The sequence below is a fragment of the Catenulispora sp. EB89 genome, from assembly GCF_041261445.1.
Taxonomy (GTDB): Bacteria; Actinomycetota; Actinomycetes; order Streptomycetales; family Catenulisporaceae; genus Catenulispora.
Genome location: NZ_JBGCCU010000002.1, coordinates 545,266 through 559,737, shown reverse-complemented (window position 1 = coordinate 559,737; position 14,472 = coordinate 545,266). Strand labels below are relative to the sequence as shown.

The window sequence follows — 14,472 nt, the reverse complement described above, 5'->3', positions numbered from 1 at the left end:
GTGGCCCGCTCAGCTCTCCAGCTGGTCCGCGACCGCCCGCAGCACGCCGGCGAGCTTGCGCGAGGTGGCCTTGTCCGGGTACTTGCCCCGGCGGAAGGTCTCGGACATCCCGTCGAGCAGCTTCATCACGTCCTCGACGATGACCACCATGTCCTCGGCCGGCTTGCGGTCGCGGGCCGCGACCGCGGCCTCCACGCTCGGCCGGGTCTCCAGCAGCTTCACGCCTATCGCGGTGTCGCCGCGCTTGCCCGCGGCCACCCCGAACTCGACCCGCTGGCCGCTCTTGAGCTCCGCTGTGCCCGCGGGCAGAGCGGAGGAGTGCATGAACACGTCGGGCCCGTCGTCGCGGGTGATGAAGCCGAAACCCTTTTCGGTGTCGTACCACTTGATCTTGCCGGTAGGCACGGTGGGACCCTCGCGTCTGCTGTCGTCGGTGATTCACTCTTGCGGGGTAAGCGTAACCAGGAAACACCCGCCTTGGGCAGGGTTATCCCAGGGTCCGACCGGGAACTCCGGGGCAGCTCGGGACGGGGCTGCCGGGCCCGGAAGCGGGTCCGATCAGGCGGCCAGATACCCGTCGAGCCACGCCGGGAAACCACGCAGGTCGGGGAGCACGGTGTCGGCCCCGGCGGCGGCCAGATCGGCGGCGCTGACCGGCCCGGTGGCCACCGAGACCGCGACCGCCCCGGCCGCCCGCGCGCCCAGGATGTCGCCGATGTGGTCGCCGACGTAGACCGTCGCGCCGTGCTCGCGCAGCGCCTCGCCCTTCTTCGGGCCCCAGTGCCAGCCGACGAGGATGTCCGGGACCAGGCCGAGGTGTTCCAGGTGCAGCGCCGCGTTGGGTCCGTACTTGGCGGTGACGACCATGATCCGGCCGCCGCGCTCGCGGATCGCCGCGTACGCCTCGGCCGCGCCGGGCAGCGCCGGCGTCGGCGCGATCGCGAACTCCGGATACAGCTTCCGGTACTCGTCCCCGGCCGCGTCGATCTCGCCGGCCGGGAACCAGCGCACCAGCTCCTCCTCCAGCGGCGGCCCGAGCCGGGTGACCGCGGCGTCGGCGTCGATGTGCACGCCGGTGCGCCGGGACAGCTCGGTCATCGTCGCGTGGATGCCCGGCCGCGAGTCGATCAGGGTCATGTCAAGGTCGAAGCCCACGGTCAGAGGGGTCGCGATCATGCGAACAGGGTATCGCCGAACACGTTTTCGCCGCCCGGCGGCGGGCAACGGGGAGCCATGGCTGGAGCAGGAGGCAAGCGGGCGGCCGGAGACCTGGTCTTCGTGGCCGTCACCGTCATCGCGATCATCCTGGTCGGGTACATCGTGTTCGTGCTGATCGGCGCCAACGGTCAGAACGACATCGTGCGGACGGACTCGGACTGGGCTGGCTTCTTCGCGACCTGGTTCAAGGACCTGTTCACCCCCAAGAGCCCGAAGCTGAACGTGTTCCTGAACTACGGGCTCGCCACCATCGTGTACCTGGCGGTCGGCGGCGTGCTGCGGCGCGTGCTGAACGACGCCTTCGGGTAGAGGCCCCTTCGGGGAGGACCCCGGTCGGTGCCGCCGCAGGTCGCGCCGCACCAGGTCACCGGTTTGGGCGAGCGGGGAGGGCACAGAGGGTAGGACTCCGTGTGCCAAGGGTAAGGTGAGGCTACCCTGACCGCGCTGCCCGGAAAGACCCGCCCGTGTCCGTCTGCGAATCCGCTCCCGGTGGCTGCGCCGCGCTGTGCCGGGCCGCGCGCGAGCCGCTGCGGGACACCGCGCCGCCGCAGGCCAGGGCGTGGCTCGCGGTGGAGCACCCCGGACCGTGGCCGGCCTTCGGCTGGCCGTCCGATCTGCCCCCGGGCGTCGCCGAGGTGCTGACCGCCGCGCCGGCCTACGCCGTGCGTCCGCAGCTGATCCGGCGCCCGGACCGCGAAGGCCGTGCGGTGACCGGGGAGCGCGTGGTCTTCGTCGCCGGCGGGCCGGTCGGCGCGCGCTGGCTGGAACGGCGCCTCACCGCCGACCTCTGCGACGTCGAGAAGCTGGACCTGGCCGCTCTGGCCGACGGCGGCCCGCCCGGATTCGGCGCGCCGCTGCGGGAGCGCGTCCTGTTGGTGTGCACCCACGGGAAGCGCGACGTGTGCTGTGCCCGCTACGGCGCCCCGGTGGCCCGGGACCTGGCCGCGCGCGGACTGCCCGCCTGGGAGACCACGCACCTGGGCGGCGACCAGTTCGCGGCGAACATGGTGTGCCTGCCGGACGGCACGTACCACGGCCGCCTGGACCGCGGCTCGGCCGCCGACGTCGCGTTCGCCTGCCTGCGCGGCGAGGTCTCCCCGGCGCACTACCGGGGCCGGGCCGGGGTCAGCCCGACTTAGCGACCGCCTTGAACAGCCGCCACAACAGGTAGAGCGCGGCGAGCAGGCCGAGCATCGTCGGCACCGCGGTGAAGCCGTCCTTGGCCGCCTGCCAGGTCGCGCTGTTGTCCAACGGCGTCGTGTGTCCGGTGGAGCGGCCGCGGGCCAGGAACAGCCCGAAGGCGTAGAACACGAACGCGGTGAGCGGCACGCCGATCAGCGCGAACCGCTTCTCGCCGGGCGTGAACGAGTACGACGTCATCGCGAGCAGATAGCCGACCACCACTATGGCGATCGTGTACGGCGACATCGCGACCGCGTTGACGATCGCGCCGAGGCACAGGACGGTGACCGCGGCCAGCGCCTGCGTGTGGCTGTGCGCCGTGCGCCGCACCATCGGCCCGGCGCTGATCGGCATCGGTGGCGGTGCCGGCGCCGGTCCCGGGGCCGGCGTGAAGCTGCTGCCGCTCTCGATCGGGATCTGCGGCCCTCCGCCGCCGCCGCCCTCGCCGCCTTCCTCCGGCTCGCCGCTGTAGTACCAGTCGTGGCTCCCGGCGCCGAACGGGTCCGGCTCGGCGGGGACCTCGGGGCCCGGCAGCGCGTCGCCGTCGGAGTCCGAGGCGCCGAAGCCGCCGGGCGGCGGGTTGGTCAGCGTCTCCGGGGTGACCAGCCGGGCCACGGCCGGGTCGACCTCGGGAGAGAAGACGGAGGCCGAGCCGTAGGAGCCGTTGCTGCCGCCGCCGCGCCGCTGGCGTTCGCGCGCGGCGTACAGCGGGTCCTTGTTGGCCTCGGCCATCACCAGGGCCTCGGGGCGGCCCATGCCCAGCAGGATCTGGCGCACGTCGGCCGTGCGCGTCGCCTTGCGCGCGGAGACCCGGGACTCGATCTCCGCACGGGTGCGGGAGACGAGCTGGCTGCGCGACGTGGGCGACATGCGACCCTCCGCCAGCGTGGACAGCTCGGCCAGGTACCGGAACATCTCCTGGTCGGTCTCGGCCGTCACCGCTGCGTTCCCCCTGTTTCTGTTGAGGCACCGTACGTCGGATGAGGTGCCTGTGGCACCCGCATCCGTATCGTATGCGGGCGCTGTGATCGTCGGGACTCGACTACCGTTGTCTTTGATGCCCACCGAACACCCCCGCCATTCCGCGTCACCCGGCACCGCAGGTGCGCGGGCGATGACGCGCGCCGAAGCGCGGTCCGCGGGCGGAAAAGTGTCTCAGGGTTCGGACACTCCAGGCTCCGGGGGCCGGGCGAACGGCGCCGCGCCGCGCCGCCGCTCGCTGGCCGACGAGCTGCGGTCCTGGCCCGTGGAGCGGCTGGCGAACCTGCTCGCGGTGCGGCCGGATCTGGCGGTGCCGCCGCCGGCGTCGATCGCGGCGTTGGCGGAGCGGGCGTCGCAGCGGGCGTCGGTCGCGCTGGCGATGGACCGACTTGATGCATTCACATTGCAAGTGCTCCAGGCGCTGGCGGTCTCGCCGGAGCCGGTGACCGCCGGGTCCACGGCGGCTTTGCTGGGGGTGCCGGAGGACGGCGCGGTCACCGAGGCCGTCGCGTTGCTGCGCGACACGGCGTTGCTGTGGGGGCCCGACGAGGGGCTGCGGCCGCTGGTCAACGCGCGCGAGGCGTTGGGGGAGAACCCGGTCGGGCTCGGCCCGCCGCTGGCTTCCGCGCTGAACAACTCGTCTCCGGCCGGGATGCAGGAGTTCCTGCGGCGGCTCGGGCTGCCCGCGACGCCGGATCCGGTCAGCGCGGTCGGTGCCATCTCGGCGCTGGCCGCCGACGCGCCGCGGATGCGTGCCGTGCTCGACGCCGCGCCGGTCGGGGTGGAGGCGGTGCTGGAGAAGCTGGTCTGGGGGCCGCCGTTCGGCCGGATCGGGACGGCTGCCGACTACGTTGACGCTGACTCCGGCGCCAACTCCGGCTCCGGCGGCTCGGGCGGCCATCGCGACGACGCGGCGGCGCAGGTCTCTGACACCGCCGGATCTGCCGAGTCCTCCGAATCCCCGCTCGAATGGCTCCTGGCCCGCGGCATCCTCGGCCGCTGGACCGAGGACACCGTCGTCCTGCCCCGCGAGATCGCGTTCTTCCTCCGCCGCCACGTCTTCGGCAGCGGCCTGCACCACGACCTCGCCTCCGAGCCGCCGGCGGTCGCCGTCACCCAGCACGACGCCCGGAACGCCGACGCCTCGGCCGGCGCCGCGGCGGTCGCCGTGCCGCGCCGCGTCGAGGAACTGCTCGACGCCTGGGCCGCCGGTCCCCCCGGCGTGCTGCGCTCCGGCGGCGCCGGCATCAGGGACCTGCGGCGCACCGCCGCGCTGCTCGACGTACCCGAGGAGGAGGCCGCGTTCCTGGCCGAGCTGGCCTACGCGGCCGGGTTGGTGGCTGCCGACCTGGCGTCCGGCTTCTGGCTGCCGACCCCGGCCTACGACCGCTGGCTGGACCTGCCGCCGGAGCGGCGCTGGGCGGAGCTGGCGGCGGCGTGGCTGGTCTCGGACCGGGCCGCGGGCCGGGTCGGGGCGCCGGACGAGCGGAACCGGCAGGTGGCGCCGCTGTCCGCGGAGGTCGCCTCCTGGGCCGTGACCGAACTGCGCCGCGACCTGCTCGGCGAGCTCGACCGGCTGCCCAAGGGCGCCACCACCGCGCTGGACGCGGTCGTGGACCGGCTGTTCTGGGAGCGTCCGCGCCGCAGCGGCCCGGCGGTGCGGCAGCTGGTGGACTGGACCCTGCGCGAGGCGGTCTGGCTCGGCGTGGTCGCCCCGGTGCGCGGCGGCGCCGGGATCCTGTCCACGCACGGCCGGGCCCTGCTGCTCGGCCTGCCGCGCGACGCGCTCGCCTCAGCCCTCGGCGCGGCCCTGCCCGAGCCGGTGCGACACGTGCTGATCCAGGGCGACCTGACCGCCATCGCCCCCGGCCCCCTGGCCCCCGAACTGGCCCGGGAGATGGCACTGGTCGCCGACATCGAGTCGGCCGGCGCCGCGACCGTCTACCGCTTCACCACCGCCTCGGTCCGCCGCGCCTTCGACGCCGGCCGAGGCGCCGACGACCTGCACACCTTCCTCGCCGAGCACTCCCTCCACGAGATCCCGCAAGCGCTGACCTACCTCGTCGACGACGTCGCCCGCCGCCACGGCCGCATCCGCGTCGGCGCCGCGATCTCCTACGTCCGCGCCGACAACGACGCGGCCCTCACCGAGATGCTGGCCGACCGCCGCACCGGCGGCCTGGGCCTGCGCCGCATCGCCCCCGGCGTCGCCGTCTCGGAGCTCCCGCCATCGGAACTCCTCGAAGGCCTCCGCGCCAACGGCTACGCCCCGATGGCCGAGAACGAGGACGGCAGCGGCGCCCCGGTGGTGGTCGCGACCGCGCGGGCCCGCCGGGCGACCTCGTTCCACCCGTACGCGGTGCAGCGGCAGGCGCTGCCGGGGTCGACGGCCGTGGTGGGGTTGGCGGAGGATCTGGTCGCCGGAGGGTAGCCCGGGCGGATTTCAGCCGTGCAGCGTGGGCCGGTACACCAGCTCCTGGATCCGCCCGTCGAGCGTCCGCGTCTCCAGCAGTTCGAGGTCGAAGTCGGCGGCGCCGGCGAAGATCGGGTCCAGCCCGTGCTGTCCGGTGATCACCGGGAACAGGGTCACCTGGACCCGGTCGACCAGGCCGGCGGCCATCAGGGCGCGGTTCATCGCCAGGCTGCCGTGCGAGCGCAGGGGCACGTCCGACTCCTGCTTGAGCCGCGCGACGACGTCGACGGCGTCGCCTCGCTCCAGGGTCGCGTCCGGCCAGTCCAGCGGCGTGGTCAGGGTGGAGGACACGATGGTCGCCGGGGTGTCGATCATCCGGGTGACCCACGGGTCGCGGACGTCGGCGTCGTCCGCGGCCTGCGCCAGGAACCCGACGAACAGTCGGTACGTGTTCGCTCCGAAGACCATCCGCTGCTCCTGGCTGTACAGGCCGAGGCGGTGCTCCAGCAGCTCCGGGCCCTGCTTGCCCCAGTAGCCGGTCCAGTCGCCGCCGGCGGCGCCGAAGCCGTCGAGGCTGGAGAAGACGTCGAAGGTGTAGGTGGCGGTCATGGTGCTCTCCCGGTGCTCGAGTCGGTCGCTGTCGGTGATACGGACGACCCGCCACGTCTAAACTCATCGCCCGAGCGCGTCCCGGCTCGGTAGCGTTCCGTCATGGCACGTGACGAGCGCGGGGTCACCCCGCAGAGCGAGGACTTCTCCGCCTGGTACAACGAGGTGGTCACCAAGGCCCAGCTGGTCGAGCGCGGCCCGGCTAAGGGCACCATGGTGATCCGACCGTACGGCTACCGGGTGTGGGAGCTGCTCCAGGCCGACCTCGACCGCCGCATCAAGGACACCGGGCACGAGAACGCGTACTTCCCGCTGTTCATCCCGGAGTCCTACCTCAAGCGCGAGGCCGAGCACGTCGAGGGCTTCGCCCCGGAGCTCGCGGTCGTCACCCACGCCGGCGGCAAGGAGCTGGAGGAGCCGCTGGTCGTGCGGCCGACCTCGGAGACCGTCATCGGCGAGATGATGGCCAAGTGGGTCTCCTCCTACCGGGACCTGCCGCTGCTGCTGAACCAGTGGGCGAACGTCGTCCGCTGGGAGCTCCGCCCCCGCCTGTTCCTGCGCACCACCGAGTTCCTGTGGCAGGAGGGCCACACCGCGCACGCCGACGAGGCCGAGGCCATGGCCGAGACGCTGCAGATGCTCGGCGTCTACGAGCACGTCTGCCGCGACCTGGCGGCGATCCCGGTCGTCCCCGGCGAGAAGACGCCCGGCGAGCGCTTCGCCGGCGCGGTGAAGACCTTCACGGTCGAGGGCATGATGCGCGACGGCAAGGCGCTGCAGAACGGCACCTCGCACTATCTGGGCACGAACTTCGCCAAGGCCTTCGGCATCCAGTTCTCCGACGACACCGGCCGGCTCCAGCTCTGCCACACCACTTCCTGGGGCATGACCACGCGCATGATCGGCGCCACGATCATGACCCACGGCGACGACAAGGGCCTGGTCCTGCCGCCCAAGCTGGCGCCGTACCAGGTGGTGGTCGTCCCGATCGCGCGCGGCGACCAGGCCGAGACCGTGCTGGACGCGGTGCGCGAGCTGGCCGTGCGGCTGAAGGAAGCCGGGATCCGCGTACACGTCGACGACCGCCCCCAGGTCTCCCCGGGCTTCAAGTTCAACGAGTGGGAGATGCGCGGCGTCCCGCTGCGCCTGGAGATCGGCCCGCGCGACCTCGCCGCCGGGACCGCGCTGCTGGCCAAGCGCCTCGGCGACGAAGGGAAGGTCGCGATCTCCCTCGACACCGCCCCCGAGGTGCTGCTCGACACCCTCGACGACTTCCAGGAGTACCTGCTGGAGCGCGCGACCGCCTTCCGCGAGGCGCACACGCACACCGTCGACACCTGGGACGAGTTCACCGCGGCCGTCGCCACCGGCTGGGCCCGCGCCCTGCACTGCGGACGCCCGGAGTGCGAGGAGGACATCAAGGCCGAGACCGCCGCCACACCGCGCTGCATCCCGCTGGAGGCGCCGGCCGAGTCCGGGACCTGCGTGCGCTGCGACGCGCCGTCGGCGTACGGCAAGCGCGTGCTGTTCGCGCGGGCGTACTGAGAAAACAGTATTGTTGGCCGAGGTCCCGGCGGAACCCGCCGGGACCTCGGCTTTTCGTTCGGCTACTTCGCGAGCAAAGCCTCGACCGCCGCCAGCCCGTCGGCGCCGAGGTCCCGGGTGAACTCGTTGACGTACAGCCCGATGTGCTGCTGCGCGACCTCCGGGTCCATCTCCTGCGCGTGCTCCATCACGTACTCGTGCGAGGCCTTCGGGTCGGCCCAGGCGTACTCCACCGAGTCCCGGATCAGTCCGCTGAGCTCGGCCAGCGCCTCGGCGCCGAGGTCCTTGCGGGCCACGATCGCGCCCAGCGGGATCGGCAGGCCGGTCTCCGACTCCCACCACTCGCCGAGGTCGGCGTGGCAGGTCAGGCCGAATTTCTGGTAGGTGAAGCGGGCCTCGTGGATCACCAGGCCGGCGGCCACCTCGCCGGCCGCCACGGCCGGCATGATCTCGTGGAACGGCAAGACCTTGATCTGCATACCACCCGGGACGTTCTTCTCCGCCCACAGCTCGAACAGCCGATAGGCGGTCGACAGCAGGCTCGGCACCGCCACCACGCCGCCGGCCAGCGCCTCGGCCGACACCGCGCCCTGGGACAGCACCAGCGGGCCGCAGCCCCGGCCCAGGGCGCCGCCGCAGTGCAGCAGCTCGTAGCGGTCGGCGACCAGCGGCAGGGCCGGGTAGGAGATCTTCAGGACGTCCGGCGCGTCCGCCTCCTGCACCCAGTAGTTCGTGACGTCGATGTCGGCGAAGGTCACGTCGAAGACCGGGGCGCCGGGCAGCAGGCCGTGGGTCAGCGCGTGGAAGACGAACGTGTCGTTGGGGCACGGGGAGTAGGCGATGGACAGCTTGTCGGGCAGGACGGTCGCGGCGTCAGACATATGGCTGATTATGCGACGCCCGGCGCCTGGAGGGCGGCCAGGGTCTGCCCGACGGTCGCCAGGACGTCCAGGGCTTCACCGATCCGCCACGATTCCCGGTCCCGGGGTCCGACGACGTTGGAGATCGCGCGGATCTCCACGAACGGCAGCTCGGCCATCGTCGCCGCGCTCGCCACGCCGAAGCCCTCCATGCCCTCCGCGGCCGCGTCCGGGTGCCGGGCCAGCAGCTCCGCGGTGCGCTCGGCGGTGCCGGTGACGGTGGCCACGGTCAGCACGGCGCCGGTGACCACGGTCAGCCCGGCGGTGCTCAACGCGCCGCCGATCCGGGCCGCCCAGGCCTCGTCCGGCTGCTCCACGCGCGGGGCGAAGCCCAGCTCCTCGATCGGCAGGAAGCCCTCCGGGGAGTCGGCGCCGAGGTCGGCCGCGACCACCCGGGTGGAGACCACCACCGAGCCGATCGGCGCGCGCGGGGCGAAGCCGCCGCCGATGCCGACTGAGACCGCCAGTTTGTAGGGCTCCGAGGCCAGGACCCAGGCCGCGCCGGTCGCCGCGGCCGCGGGGCCCGCGCCGGTGACTATCACCGTCAGGCCGTCGGCGTGGCGCTGAAGAGCGTCACGCTCGGCGCCGACGGCTGTCGCCAGCAAGAACTCGTACATTCGGTCACTCCCCGTCGTCCCGCGGATGGCTTACGTATTCGCTTCGCCGCACGCCGGAAACGTACCCGGCATCCGGCTCCCCATCCCTTGTGCCTTGAGCCTTCAGACTCCGAGACTTTGCGCGGGGTTCGGTGCCACGAAACGCAGATCCGACAACGCCTTCAAAGTCACCACGCAGACCGCCAGCAACGCGATGGCGGCCACGATGAACGCGAAGGTCCCGTTGCCGTTGCCCGGGAACGACATCGCGATCCCCAGGCCGCCGCCGACCACCCAGGCCAGCTGCAACAGTGTCTCAGATCGGGCGAAGGCAGACGTGCGCACACGTTCGAGCGTGTCGCGCTGCAAAAGGGCGTCCAGGGACAGTTTGGCCAGCGCAGCGCTCATGGCGGCGACCGCGGCTACGGTGAGTACCGTGATCAGGTTGTAATAGAAGGCGCAGGCCAGGACCGCCCCGGTGGTCAGCGCCAGCATCGCGGAGATCACGCCCTCCGGGGCCCGGGCTTTCAGCATCGAGCCCAGCGAGGTGCCCACGGCGTTGCCGACGGCCGCGGCGCCGGCGATCATGCCGATCGCGACCAGGTCCTTGTAGCCGGCCAGCGGGTGGTAGCGGACCAGGAACGCCATGAAGATGGTCAGGAAGCCGGAGAAGCAGCGGAAGGCGGCGTTGGCGCGCAGCGCCAGCATCACCGCCGGGCCCACCGAGCGCAGCCGCAGGTTCGGCATGGTCTCCTCCAGGCGGGGGTCCATGTTCCGGTCCTTCTTCTTCAGCTGCGCCTTCTGTTCGCCCGCGGCGGAGTCCACGTGGGACGGCAGCCGCAGCGCCAGGTACGCGCCGAGCGCGAAGACCAGCGCCGCGCCGATCAGGCAGAGTCCGGCGTGGCCGAGCTTCAGCAGCAGGCCGCCGACCGGGGCGAACACGAAGGTGGCGATGATGCTGGCCATCGAGGTGCGCGAGTTCGCCTTGATCAGTGTGCTGCCGTGCGGGACCAGCCGGGGGATCACCGCGCTGCGGGTCACGCCGTAGGCCTTGGAGGCCGCCAGGCAGCCGAACGCGGCCGGGTAGAGCGCCAGGTTGGCGCTGCCGCTCACGGTGCGGGCCATGATCAGCGCCAGCACCAGGCGGGCGGCCATGGTCAGCGCCATCGCGATGCGCCGGCCGTGCCCGAAGCGGTCCAGCAGCGGGCCGATCACCGGCGCCAGCAGCACGAACGGCACCATGGTGATCACCAGGTACAGCGCGACCTTGCCGCGCGCCTGCCCCGGCTGCACCCCGAAGAACACCGACTGCGCCAGCGCCAGCGTGATCAGCAGGTCGCCGGCGGTGTTCACGGCGTGCAGCTCGATCAGCCGGGACAGCCCGGACTCCCGGGCCCCGCCGGACTCGGTGTACTTCCGGATGCGGCGCCCGACCACCCCGCCGACCTTGCCCATGGCGCGGCCGGTGGCCTCGGTGCCCTCGCCGACCCGGCGCAGGATGCGCGCGGCGTCGGACTCCGGCCGGACCGGGGTGAGCATCTCTATGTCGGCCGCCGACAGGTCCGGGGCGACCTCGGCCAACTGCGGCAGGGTCGCGGCCAGGTCGATGGTGGCGATCGGGGCGTCGTCCGGGTGCTGGGCGGCCATGATGCGGGTCGGGACCGGGTCGTGGTGGCCGCCGGCGCGCGCGGCCGAGGCCGCGGCGGACGCTGAGGCCGCTGAGGAATCCCCGGTCGGCAGCGTGTCGGCGAGCGCGGGATCGGCCGCCGCGCCGCCGCCGTTCTGCGTGCGGCCGCCGGCGTCCCGGGCGTCCCGGCCGTCCCGGGGGCGTTTCGGCGGCAGCGGCGGGGGCTGCGGGATCAACGGCCGGGTCGCCTCCGGGGCGTCGAAAACCCGCGTCCGCTCCTCGCCGTCCCGGTTCGGCGTCTGATCCTTGGCCACGCCCCTATCCTGCCCGGAAAAAGTGAACGTGGGGAGCCGGTGATTCAATTGGCGACCCTTGTGGACCGGCCGCGATGCACCGTCAGCCGAACCGCTGTCACACGAACACCTCCGGATAGGGGAGAATCGAGCCGTGAACGCCGCGACCGCCACCCCAGCCCGCTCCGCAGACAGCCGGCCGCGCGGACGCCAGCCGGTCCTCGACCAGGTCTGCGCCGACGCGGTCGACCTGGCCCTGGCCGCGGCCGAGGACGTCGCCGGGATCGGCGAGGTCGGCCGGCACGTCGGCATGCTCGCCGAGGGGGACCGCGTGGTCACCCACCTGTTCGAGTGCAAGGAGCGGGGGTACCGCGGCTGGAACTGGGCCGTGACGCTGACCCGCGCGCCGCGCACGAAGTTCGTCACCCTCGACGAGACCGTGCTGGTCGCCGGCAACGAGTCGGTCCTGGCCCCGGAGTGGGTGCCGTGGAGCGAGCGCCTGCGCCCCGGCGACCTGGGCCCCGGCGACCTGCTGCCGATCGCCGAGGACGACGCCCGCCTGGTTCCGGCCTACACCGGCGAGGACGAGGAGCGGCCCGAGCTCTACCGCGAGATCACCCGCGACTCGCTGCCGCTGATCGCCTACCAGATCGGCCTCGGCCGGCCGCGCGTGCTGTCCCGCGAGGGCCGCGAGGAGGCCGCCGAGCGCTGGCACGAGGGCGAGTTCGGCCCGCACTCGCCGATGGCGCAGGCCGCCCCGGCGCGCTGCTCGGGCTGCGGGTTCCTGGCGCCGCTGGCCGGGATGCTCGGCCAGGGCTTCGGCGTGTGCACGAACGAGATCTCCCCGAGCGACGGCCGCGTGGTGTCCCTGGACTTCGGCTGCGGCGCGCACTCGGAGGCCGCCGTGGTGCCGGTGACGTACCCGACGTCGGAGCCGGTGGTCGACGAGTACCGGTACGACACCGTGACGTTCGGCGAGCGCGTGGTGCGGCCCGCCGACGAGGCGTCGCAGGCCGCTGCCGCGGCCGCGGCGGCGGTGCAGGTGGCGGTGGCGGCGGCCGACGTGGAGGACGCCGAGCCCGAGCCCGAGGCCGAAACTGTCGCCGCCGTCGAGGTCGTGCAGGCCGAGGTCGTGGCCGAGGTTGTGCCAGAGGAAGAGCCCGTCGATGAAAGCTGACCCGCGATGCGTGACATGTGAGCGCCACCCCCACTGAGCCCGTCCTGCGGGTCCGGCACGACAGCTGGACCCGCTTGCTCTATCTGCAACTCGGCGCCTTCGCCTTCTTCCTCTACGCCTTCAGCCCCTCGATCGACCTGCTCAAGGACGACCTCCACCTCTCCGCGGGCGTGGCCGGGCTGCACAGCACCTGCTACGCCGCCGGCGTCACCGTCGGCAGCCTCAGCGCGCCCTGGTACATCCGCCGCTTGGGCGGCTCACGCCCCGCGCTGTGGTGGGGGCTGGTCGGCCTGTCGCTGTCGGTGGGGCTTTTCTGCGCTGTCCCGTCGTTGTCGGTAACGCTTCCGGCGGCCGTGATCTGCGGAGTCTTCGGCGCGCTGATGTGTATAGCCGTGCCGGCGGCACTGTCGCGCGCGCATGGCCCGGAAACCGGCCCGGCCGCGATCACCGAGGCCAACGCGGTCGCCGCCTTCGTCGGCATCGCGGCCCCGCTCGCGGTGGGCGGCGCGGCCGCGGCGGGCATCGGCTGGCGCACGGCGCTGCTGTCGGTCGCACCGCTGAGCGCGCTGCTGTACGTGGCGCTCGGGCGGGTGCGCGAGCCGGCGTGGGTGGCGGCGGCCGAGACCGAGCCGGTGGCTGTGGGCGAGGCGGTCGAGGCTTACGGGCTCGGCATGGTCGACACGGCCGGCGCGAGTGCCGGCGGTACCGAAGAACTCGCTGGCCGCGGCGCGGTAGCCGGGCCCGAGTATGCGGCCGGCACCGATGGCTCTGGTGGGCGGATCGGCACGGTCGTGAGTCTTGCGGATGACGTGCGAGGCCGGGTTTCGGCTGTGGATCGAGTCCCGGCGCCCCGCTCCCCGAGCGACCAACCCGTTCGCTCGGCCACTTTCCGCGACCTCCCGCGCCGCTTCTGGATCAACCAGGTCGCGGGCGTCTGCGCCGGCGCCATCGAGTTCTGCCTCACCCTCTGGTGCGCGACCTTGCTCCGCGACCGCGCGCACCTGTCCGCCGGCGTGGCCGCGACCGGCGTCACCGCCGTCGTCGCCGGCATGGCCGTCGGCCGTGCGATCGGCGGTCGCCTCGCACTCCGGGTGCCGATCGACTGGCTGATCTTCGCGGCGTTCGGGACCAACCTCGTGGGCTTCGCGCTCTTCTGGGCGACGCCGAACCCGGTGATCATGTTCGGCGGGCTGGCGGTGGCCGGGCTCGGGGTGTCGTTGCAGTACCCGCTGTTGGCGGCGCGCGGTATCGAGATGGCCGGCGGTCAGGCGGAGCTCGCCGGTGCGGTGAACATGTTCGGCGGCGGGATCGCGGTCGGGACCGCGCCGTTCGCGCTCGGCTTCCTCTCCGACCGGGTCGGCATCCACACCGCTTACCTGCTGCTGCCGGCGTTCATCATCGCGGCGATGGTCGCGGTCGCGGCTTCTGGTCGGTGGGCGTCCCGGGAGGGCACCATTCCGGCATGACGTACTACCCCGACCTGGCGCTGTACGACTACCTGCCGGAGACCGTGCCGGAGGGGGTGGAACTGCTCGCCGTCGGGTGGCTGGAGCCCGGGCACGAGTTCCCGACCGCGGCCGACGACGACTCCGACCCCGTCTTCTGGCAGAACCTGGTCACCCTCGCCGCCGACCACACCGTCGCCGTCACCCGCGGCGTCCACGGCTGCCGCTTCCGGCACCCCTTCGAGGCCGACTTCCAGTACGGCGCCGTCTACGGCACCCGCGTCCTGTACCTCGGCAGCGCCGAGATCCGCGTGGCCGCCGCCGACGGCCGCCTGCTCACCGCCCCCACGCTGGTCGTCCACTACATCCGCGACCACGGCTACCGGCCCCCGGAGGCGTTCGTCGAGGCCGTGACGGCGATGCGGATCGCGCCGAGTGACGGCTGACACCGCGATAGCGGCCCGGC

14 protein-coding genes are annotated in these 14,472 nt (G+C 73.0%); 7 read left to right on the top strand and 7 right to left on the bottom strand.

Annotated features, from left to right (window positions below; translation table 11 throughout):
* Nucleotides 1–9 precede the first annotated feature (9 nt).
* Nucleotides 10–405: a cold-shock protein gene (locus ABH920_RS06020; RefSeq protein ID WP_370347639.1), complete on the bottom strand. Its 396-nt coding sequence runs from the start codon at nt 403–405 to the stop codon at nt 10–12.
* 153 nt (nt 406–558) lie between these two features.
* On the bottom strand, nt 559–1,176 hold the full coding sequence (locus tag ABH920_RS06015) for an HAD family hydrolase (RefSeq protein WP_370347637.1): 618 nt from the start codon (nt 1,174–1,176) through the stop codon (nt 559–561).
* Nucleotides 1,177–1,233: 57 nt separating this feature from the next.
* On the opposite strand from ABH920_RS06015, the gene ABH920_RS06010 reads away from it, so the two are divergent.
* Together ABH920_RS06010 and ABH920_RS06005 are read left to right on the top strand one after the other, a co-directional pair.
* Nucleotides 1,234–1,527, top strand: coding sequence for a hypothetical protein (locus ABH920_RS06010; protein ID WP_370347635.1), 294 nt, complete (start codon nt 1,234–1,236; stop codon nt 1,525–1,527).
* Nucleotides 1,528–1,682: 155 nt separating this feature from the next.
* Entirely contained in the window at nt 1,683–2,357 is a 675-nt protein-coding gene (locus ABH920_RS06005; RefSeq protein ID WP_370347633.1) for a sucrase ferredoxin, read from the top strand.
* Here ABH920_RS06005 and ABH920_RS06000 read toward each other — a convergent pair.
* A complete protein-coding gene (locus ABH920_RS06000) occupies nt 2,344–3,339 on the bottom strand; it encodes a hypothetical protein (RefSeq protein WP_370347631.1) in 996 nt (331 codons plus the stop codon). The genes ABH920_RS06005 and ABH920_RS06000 overlap by 14 nt on opposite strands.
* A 175-nt stretch (nt 3,340–3,514) precedes the next feature.
* Here ABH920_RS06000 and ABH920_RS05995 point away from each other — a divergent pair, with 175 nt between their 5' ends.
* Nucleotides 3,515–5,812 carry a helicase-associated domain-containing protein gene (locus tag ABH920_RS05995; protein ID WP_370347629.1) on the top strand — a complete coding sequence of 766 codons (2,298 nt, stop codon included), beginning with the start codon at nt 3,515–3,517 and terminating at the stop codon, nt 5,810–5,812.
* A 12-nt stretch (nt 5,813–5,824) separates the two neighbouring features.
* On the opposite strand, the gene ABH920_RS05990 is transcribed toward ABH920_RS05995, so the two are convergent.
* Entirely contained in the window at nt 5,825–6,403 is a 579-nt protein-coding gene (locus ABH920_RS05990; protein WP_370347627.1) for a dihydrofolate reductase family protein, read from the bottom strand.
* A gap of 102 nt (nt 6,404–6,505) precedes the next feature.
* Here ABH920_RS05990 and proS point away from each other — a divergent pair, with 102 nt between their 5' ends.
* Nucleotides 6,506–7,948: a proline--tRNA ligase gene (proS, locus tag ABH920_RS05985; protein ID WP_370347625.1), complete on the top strand. Its 1,443-nt coding sequence runs from the start codon at nt 6,506–6,508 to the stop codon at nt 7,946–7,948.
* 62 nt (nt 7,949–8,010) lie between these two features.
* Here proS and ABH920_RS05980 read toward each other — a convergent pair whose 3' ends face one another.
* From ABH920_RS05980 to ABH920_RS05970, 3 genes are all read right to left on the bottom strand, one after another.
* A complete protein-coding gene (locus ABH920_RS05980; RefSeq protein ID WP_370347622.1) occupies nt 8,011–8,829 on the bottom strand; it encodes a 1,4-dihydroxy-6-naphthoate synthase in 819 nt (272 codons plus the stop codon).
* Nucleotides 8,830–8,837: 8 nt separating this feature from the next.
* Nucleotides 8,838–9,485: a futalosine hydrolase gene (locus ABH920_RS05975; protein ID WP_370347620.1), complete on the bottom strand. Its 648-nt coding sequence runs from the start codon at nt 9,483–9,485 to the stop codon at nt 8,838–8,840.
* A 102-nt stretch (nt 9,486–9,587) separates the two neighbouring features.
* Complete coding sequence (locus tag ABH920_RS05970) at nt 9,588–11,405, bottom strand: MFS transporter (RefSeq protein ID WP_370347618.1); 1,818 nt, start codon at nt 11,403–11,405, stop codon at nt 9,588–9,590.
* A 133-nt stretch (nt 11,406–11,538) separates the two neighbouring features.
* On the opposite strand from ABH920_RS05970, the gene ABH920_RS05965 reads away from it, so the two are divergent.
* From ABH920_RS05965 to ABH920_RS05955, 3 genes are read left to right on the top strand one after another with little or no spacing between them, the layout of a single operon-like run.
* Nucleotides 11,539–12,561, top strand: coding sequence for a DUF3027 domain-containing protein (locus tag ABH920_RS05965; RefSeq protein ID WP_370347616.1), 1,023 nt, complete (start codon nt 11,539–11,541; stop codon nt 12,559–12,561).
* Nucleotides 12,562–12,578: 17 nt separating this feature from the next.
* On the top strand, nt 12,579–14,027 hold the full coding sequence (locus tag ABH920_RS05960) for a sugar MFS transporter (protein ID WP_370347614.1): 1,449 nt from the start codon (nt 12,579–12,581) through the stop codon (nt 14,025–14,027).
* Nucleotides 14,024–14,452, top strand: coding sequence for a hypothetical protein (locus tag ABH920_RS05955; RefSeq protein ID WP_370347612.1), 429 nt, complete (start codon nt 14,024–14,026; stop codon nt 14,450–14,452). Before ABH920_RS05960 ends, ABH920_RS05955 begins: the two co-directional genes overlap by 4 nt.
* Nucleotides 14,453–14,472 lie beyond the last annotated feature (20 nt).

What these genes read in the sequence shown, in the direction of transcription:
- proS (WP_370347625.1), top strand. Translation starts at nt 6,506, where the DNA reads ATGGCACGTGACGAGCGCGGGGTCACCCCGCAGAGCGAGGACTTCTCC.
- ABH920_RS05955 (WP_370347612.1), top strand. Translation starts at nt 14,024, where the DNA reads ATGACGTACTACCCCGACCTGGCGCTGTACGACTACCTGCCGGAGACC.
- ABH920_RS06015 (WP_370347637.1), bottom strand. Translation starts at nt 1,176, where the DNA reads ATGATCGCGACCCCTCTGACCGTGGGCTTCGACCTTGACATGACCCTG.
- ABH920_RS06010 (WP_370347635.1), top strand. Translation starts at nt 1,234, where the DNA reads ATGGCTGGAGCAGGAGGCAAGCGGGCGGCCGGAGACCTGGTCTTCGTG.
- ABH920_RS05980 (WP_370347622.1), bottom strand. Translation starts at nt 8,829, where the DNA reads ATGTCTGACGCCGCGACCGTCCTGCCCGACAAGCTGTCCATCGCCTAC.
- ABH920_RS05975 (WP_370347620.1), bottom strand. Translation starts at nt 9,485, where the DNA reads ATGTACGAGTTCTTGCTGGCGACAGCCGTCGGCGCCGAGCGTGACGCT.
- ABH920_RS05990 (WP_370347627.1), bottom strand. Translation starts at nt 6,403, where the DNA reads ATGACCGCCACCTACACCTTCGACGTCTTCTCCAGCCTCGACGGCTTC.
- ABH920_RS05995 (WP_370347629.1), top strand. Translation starts at nt 3,515, where the DNA reads ATGACGCGCGCCGAAGCGCGGTCCGCGGGCGGAAAAGTGTCTCAGGGT.